Annotated in this window: 5 protein-coding genes; 1 reads left to right on the top strand and 4 read right to left on the bottom strand. The window is 63.3% G+C overall.

Annotated features, from left to right (window positions below):
* Positions 1–107: 107 nt before the first annotated feature.
* Positions 108–908 (bottom strand): GH25 family lysozyme, encoded by an 801-nt coding sequence (locus EN925_RS19410; RefSeq protein ID WP_013530938.1) that lies wholly within the window; start codon positions 906–908, stop codon positions 108–110.
* A 229-nt stretch (positions 909–1,137) separates the two neighbouring features.
* Between EN925_RS19410 and EN925_RS19405 the strand changes: the two genes are divergently transcribed.
* On the top strand, positions 1,138–2,517 hold the full coding sequence (locus EN925_RS19405; protein WP_064993831.1) for a serine hydrolase: 1,380 nt from the start codon (positions 1,138–1,140) through the stop codon (positions 2,515–2,517).
* Positions 2,518–2,569: 52 nt separating this feature from the next.
* Here EN925_RS19405 and EN925_RS19400 read toward each other — a convergent pair whose 3' ends face one another.
* The 3 genes from EN925_RS19400 to EN925_RS19390 all read right to left on the bottom strand — a co-directional run.
* Positions 2,570–3,253 (bottom strand): class I SAM-dependent methyltransferase, encoded by a 684-nt coding sequence (locus EN925_RS19400; protein ID WP_027160644.1) that lies wholly within the window; start codon positions 3,251–3,253, stop codon positions 2,570–2,572.
* The gene (locus EN925_RS19395) at positions 3,250–4,497 is read right to left on the bottom strand and encodes a DUF3419 family protein (RefSeq protein WP_245465167.1); all 1,248 of its coding nucleotides are present in this window, start codon (positions 4,495–4,497) and stop codon (positions 3,250–3,252) included. The genes EN925_RS19400 and EN925_RS19395 overlap by 4 nt, the downstream gene beginning before the upstream one ends.
* Positions 4,498–4,591: 94 nt before the next feature.
* On the bottom strand, positions 4,592–5,975 hold a 1,384-nt coding region (locus EN925_RS19390), incomplete at its 5' end, for a hydantoinase B/oxoprolinase family protein (protein ID WP_206632858.1).

The following is a 5,975-nucleotide window of genomic DNA, read 5'->3' as shown; positions in this document are numbered from 1 at the left end:
CTCTGCTGGAGTGATTTGATCCAGGGCGGTGCTGCCGTTAAACCGGTTCAACGGAAGCTCTGCTGGAGTGCTTTTGATCCAGGGCGGTGCTGCCGTTGAACCTGACGTCAACGGGTGTTCTGCCGCAGCCATTTGTTCCAGGCGGCTTCGCTGCCGTTGAAGACGTTGATGTCGGACTTGCCGGTCATGCCGGGAACGATGCCGGTTCCGGTGTACTGCCAGAAGGTGAAGGGGTGGCTGCCGTATTTCTCACGCGGATGGCCGGCGACGGAACGCAGCCAGTAGGGATAGCCGCGGAACCCCGACAGCCCGTTGTCGTCGAAGAAGTCGACGGAAGTGTAGATGATCGGCTTCTTGCCGTAATGGCGTTCGACGATTTCGAGGAAGGTGGTCATCTCCGCGCGCACCGTGGCGGCGTCGGGACGCAGCCTGCAGGTCGGCGATTGCGGGTTCCATTCCATATCGAGGACCGGCGGCATCGCCGAGCGATCGACGGGGACGTTGCGGATGAACCAGCGCGCCTGAACGGCAGCCGGGGTGCAGAAATAATAGAAATGATAGGCGGCTCGCGGAATCCCGTTGGCCTTCGTGCGCGCCCAATGCTCGCTGAAATACTCGTCGAAACGGTCGCCGCCCTCGGTCGCCTTGATGAAGGCGAAGGAGATGCCGCTGGCCCTGGCAGCCGGCCAGTCGACCGAGGTCTGGTATTTGGAAACATCGGTGCCGTGGACGGCATAGTTCCACGGCGCGCCGCTCTCCCATTCATGCGGCTTGGAGTCGGCAAAGCGCGGCGCGCGCACGGCAACCGTCGGGCTGCTCGAAGCGGATGGCGACAGCGGCGAGAGATCGTCGACGGTCGAGCAAGCACCAAGCAGCGCTAGCATGATCAGGCCCGCAAGACGGCGCATCGCAATTCCCGAGCCGGATTCAGCCGGTCGCTGATGGGTCTCTACACTGATGGCCTGCTTTGTGATCGGGCCCCCTCCGAACGATCGCCCCACAGCATCGCTCAGCATATCCTGTGATCGCCGATCATGGTTGATAATCCGTTGATGACGCTCGACAAGCATTGTGATTTGCGGAAGCAATGGCGGCAAATCGATGACATAAGGGTCGCGCAGGGCCCGGAGGAAATAAATGCGGATCGTGGTCAAGATCGTCAAATGGCTGCTTGGCCTGATCGTCCTGGTGATCGCAGCACTTTTTGCCTGGCTTTATATCGCGCCACCGGAGTTGATCAGGGTTGGCTCGGGCTACTCGGCCAAGATCGTCTGTTCGAACGTTTTTATCGCCGGCCGCGATCCCAATGAGGTGCTGGCCGTCGACGTGCAGGCACCCGGGCATCCCCTGCTGCGGTTAATGCGGGTTTCGGTGGACAAGAACAGGGGAACGGTGTCTGCCGGCCTGTTCGGTTTCCTCGGCAAGAGCGTCGCCGTAGCCCGCGACGGGCTTGGCTGCGCTTCGGTTCCGGACGGCGACGTAGGAAAGGTGCGGCGGACCGCGATCCAAGCGGAGCCGTCCGCAGTCACCATGGGCGACCTGTGGCCGGAAGGCGAACGGGTCGAGGCATCACAGGATCCGGTTGTTGCCAAGCTGCTGGACGATGCGGCGCTGATCGGCACCGGCATGCGCGCGGTGGTGGTGGTCAAGAATGGCCGTGTCGTCGCCGAGCGCTACGGCGATGGCTTTTCCGCCAGGACGCCGCTGCTCGGCTGGTCGATGACCAAAACGGTGAATGCCGCCATCGTCGGTACGTTGGTCAAGGACGGCAAGATGGCTTTCGACAACAAAAACCTGTTCGCGCCGTGGAAGGCGGACGGCCGCGCCGCGATCAGCCTTGCCGACATGATGGCGATGTCGAGCGGGCTGGAGTTCAACGAGGATTATGGCGACGTCGCCGACGTCACGCGCATGCTCTATCTCGAACCTGACATGGCGGGCTTTGCCGAATCCAAGCCGCTGGCTGCAGAGGTCGGCAAACAGTTTTCCTATTCGAGCGGCACGGCGGTGATGCTGTCGCGCCTCTGGCAGGACGCGGTCGGCGACAAGGCCAGGGCGCTGACGTGGCCGCGCACGGCGCTATTCGAGCCGCTCGGCATGCACAGCGCGGTGCTCGAGACCGACGAGCTGGGCACCTTCGTCGGCTCGTCCTATCTCTACGCGACCGCGCATGACTGGGCGCGCTTCGGCCAGTTCCTGCTACAAGGCGGGGTGTGGAACGGCAACCAGATCCTGCCGGCCGGTTTCGTCGACTGGATGCGAGAGCCGGCATCCGCCTCGAAGGTCTACGGCAAGGGCCAATTGTGGATCGAGGCCCCGGGCGATGAGGAAAACCCCGGCGCCGGTGTCGCGGCAGGCCTGCCCAAGGACACGTACTGGATGGAAGGCCATGACGGGCAGACGGTTGCCATCATTCCCTCGGAGCAGTTGGTGGTGGTGCGGCTGGGGCTGACGCCTGCCAAGCTTGGCTATCGGCCGCAGACGATGGTGGGGGCGTTGGTGAAGGCACTCCATTAAGGTGCATTGACATTCAGGTGAGGTCGGCCTGCAAATGGCAGTTTCACCTTGGCTAGCCGCGCGGCCCGATAACCGCCAGCCAGGCGTAGCCGCGATAAAGCGTGCGGAAACGGAAGCTTGCGCCGGTTCGCCGAGATTCCGATTCCAGCACTTCGCGCAGCGATTCACGAGGCGCGACGTGGAATTTTTTCAGCCAGCCGCGCAGCAGTGTGCGAAACCAGCGCGGCAGGCCTTCCTGCTGGCCGAAATCGACGATGTGCAGCGAACCGTTCGGCGACAGGGCGGCAAGTGCCGCCGATACTGTTTTTTCCCAGCCGGGGATCATCGACAGCGAATAGGACACGAAGACACGGTCGAAGCGTTCGACATCGAAGAGTGCCCGGGCATCGAAATCGGTGGCATCGCCCCTAGCCAATATGACGCGACCGGACAGGCCCTCGCGGTCGATCGCCTTTCCGGCCGTCTCCAGCATTTCGGCCGAAATATCGAGGCCGAAAAAGCGCGCGTCGGGATAGTGACGGGCGGCGAGGATGACGTTGCGGCCGGTGCCGCAGCCGAGTTCCAGCACGGTGCCACCGACAGGCACGTCGAGCCCCGAGATCATTGGGTCGCGGCCGAGCAGGTAGTATTTGCGGGTCAGGTCGTAGATGTGGCGCTGCCAGCGGTAGACGCCGTCCATCAGTTCGGCATGGCTGGCCTTGAATTCGGGGCTGGCCGGCAGCTCGCTGGTGCTCATGCCGCGCGCTTCACGTAGAGGTGGAAGCCGCCATAGATGGCCGAGCGGTCGCGGGCCGAAAATTCGCGCGAAGCCTGGTCCTGATAGTCCCATTGGTCGAGCAGCGAGCTGGAGACGCGACCCGGCAGCAGGCTGGGCTCGGCGGCGGTGCGGAAGATGACGCGGGCGCCGGCCGAAGCCGTGCGGGTGATTTCCGCCCACAGCGCGTTGAGCTGGTCGTCGGTCATCCAGTCCTGTGCATCGAGCAGGATGAAACGGTCGACGGAGCCTGCATCCTTGCCGGCGAGAAACTCGATCAGATTGGCATGGTGGATGGCGACGCGGTCGACATTGCCGCGGATGCTCTCGTAATTCTGCTTTTCGAGATAGGCGGGCAGGGCGGCCTCGCCGGGGTTCGGATAGCGGCGGGCAAAGGCCTGCCAGGCGAAGTAGTTATTCTCCAGCGGAAAATCGCAAGCGAGTTTTTCCAGCCGGGCTTTCAGCACGCTGGCCATGGTGCCGTCGCCAGAAGTGATCAGCGAATCGTACTGCGCCGGTGGAATGCCGAGGCCGAACAGTGAAGCCTTGCGCGACGTCGCCCATCTCAAAAGCTTGTTGTCGAAGACCGGCGCCAACTCCTCGTTGAAGAAGCGGCGCTGCTCGCCGATGTTCCTGGCCTGCATGATGCCGGCTGGGTCGACGCCGAAGAATTTTCCCGTGCGATGGCCCATGGCGATGAACAGGCCGAGCAGGCCGGTCTGGTAGAAATTGCGGTCGAAGACAGTGATCCTACGGCGCCCGCGCCAGTTGCGGCGCTCCCAGTAGTGACGGCTGACAGGATCGAGATGCGGCGCGATGAAACGGTCATACGCTTTCGAATTGTGGCTGGTGTCGGCGGCGCCGAAGAAGCGGAACAGGTCGCCCTGCGATGGCAAATGGCGCATCGCCTCCAGCTTCATGCGGTTCAGGGCGATGTGCGCGGTGTTGAGGTCGACGGCGTCGACCCGGGCCGGCGAGCGCGTGAGGTAGGCCAGGATGTTGCAGCCGCCGGAGGCGATGGTGACGACGCGGTGGCCCTGGCCGAGCTGCATCGCCTCCATGTCGACATCGGGGTCTTCCCAGATCTGCGGATAGACGAGGCCGGAAAACAGGAAGGCGAACAGCCGCTCCGAAATGCCGGCTTTCGACAGCGGGCGGTTCTGATAGACGGCCTTTCCAACTTCCTTGCCGCGGCGAAAAACCAGATCTGCGGAAACGTCCGTCATGGCAAAGTGATTCCCCATTTGCTTTGCCGCAAGCGGGTAGCGCTCGGCGATGACAGATGGATGACAGCAGCCGGCTAGCAGCCCGGGGGCGAGGTCATCGCCGGCCAAATCCCCCCGGCGTCGGCGTCGTCAGGATGACGGCGTCGCCGGCCTGCAACATGGTCTGGTCGCAGGCTTTCAGCAGGTCGATCGTGCCGTCCTTGCGGCGGATCTTGGTCGAGCCGACCTCGCCATCGCCGCCTCCGTCCAGCCCCTTGGGAGGACGGTTGCGGTGCGAGGACAGGATCGCGCATTCCATCTTTTCGAGGAAGCGGATGGTGCGTTTGGTGCCATCGCCGGCGCTCCATCTGCCGTTGCCGCCGGAATTTTCCCGAATGTGGAAATCCTCGAGCAGCACGGGAAAGCGCAGTTCCAGCACTTCGGGATCGGTGAGGCGCGAATTGGTCATGTGGGTGTGGACGCCGGAGGTGCCGGCAAAGCCGCGGCCGGAGTTCATCTGGCCGGCCGGCGAGCCGGAGCAGATCGTCTCGTAGTACTGGTACGTCTTGTTGCCGAAGGTCAGGTTGTTCATCGTGCCTTGGGCGTTGGCCATGGCGCCCATGGCGCCGAACAGCGCGTTGGTGACATGCTGCGAGGTCTCGACATTGCCGGCGACGACGGCGGCGGGGTAGGCGGGTTTCAGCATGCAGCCATCGGGAATGATGATGTTGATGGGCCGCAGGCACCCGGCATTCATCGGGATCATATCCTCGACCATGACGCGGAAGGCGTAGAGCACGGCGGCGCGGGCCACCGGCTCGGGCGCGTTGAAATTGTTCTTCATCACCGGCGAGGTGCCGGTGAAGTCTACCGTCGCCTCGCGCTTTTGCCGGTCGACCGTGATCTTCACCTTGATGATCTGGCCGGTGTCGGTCGGGTATTCGTACTCAGAACTATCCGGCAGCCGCTCTAGCACGCGGCGCACGCTTTCGGCGGCATTGTCCTGGACATGGCCCATATAGGCCTCGACGACATCGAGGCCGAAATGGGCGACCATCTTGCGCAGTTCGGCTACGCCCTTCTCGTTGGCGGCGATCTGCGCCTTGAGGTCGGCGATGTTCTGGTGCGGATTGCGGGCCGGATAGCGGTGATCGGTGAGCAGCGTTTCCAGCTCCTTCTCGCGGAAGCGGCCACGGTCGACGATGCGGAAATTGTCGAACAGCACGCCTTCCTCGTCGACCGTGGTGGCGAGCGGCGTCATCGAGCCGGGTGCCGTGCCGCCGATATCGGCGTGATGGCCGCGCGAGGCGGCCCAGAACAGGATTCTTTCCTTGGCATCATCGAAGACCGGCGTCACGACAGTGATGTCCGGCAGATGCGTGCCGCCATTGTAGGGTGCGTTGAGGGCAAAGACGTCGCCGGGGTGGATGTCGCCGGAATTCAGCCGGATGATGGTTTCGACCGAGCGGTCCATCGAGCCGAGATGTACCGGCATGTGC

This window comes from Mesorhizobium sp. M7A.F.Ca.US.006.04.2.1, assembly GCF_004022915.1.
GTDB classification, from domain to species: domain Bacteria; phylum Pseudomonadota; class Alphaproteobacteria; order Rhizobiales; family Rhizobiaceae; genus Mesorhizobium; species Mesorhizobium ciceri.
The sequence above is the reverse complement of the archived record's forward strand: the minus strand, read 5'-3'. Positions and strand labels throughout refer to the sequence as shown.

What these genes read in the sequence shown, in the direction of transcription:
- EN925_RS19410 (WP_013530938.1), bottom strand. Translation starts at nt 908, where the DNA reads ATGCGCCGTCTTGCGGGCCTGATCATGCTAGCGCTGCTTGGTGCTTGC.
- EN925_RS19405 (WP_064993831.1), top strand. Translation starts at nt 1,138, where the DNA reads ATGCGGATCGTGGTCAAGATCGTCAAATGGCTGCTTGGCCTGATCGTC.
- EN925_RS19400 (WP_027160644.1), bottom strand. Translation starts at nt 3,253, where the DNA reads ATGAGCACCAGCGAGCTGCCGGCCAGCCCCGAATTCAAGGCCAGCCAT.
- EN925_RS19395 (WP_245465167.1), bottom strand. Translation starts at nt 4,497, where the DNA reads ATGACGGACGTTTCCGCAGATCTGGTTTTTCGCCGCGGCAAGGAAGTT.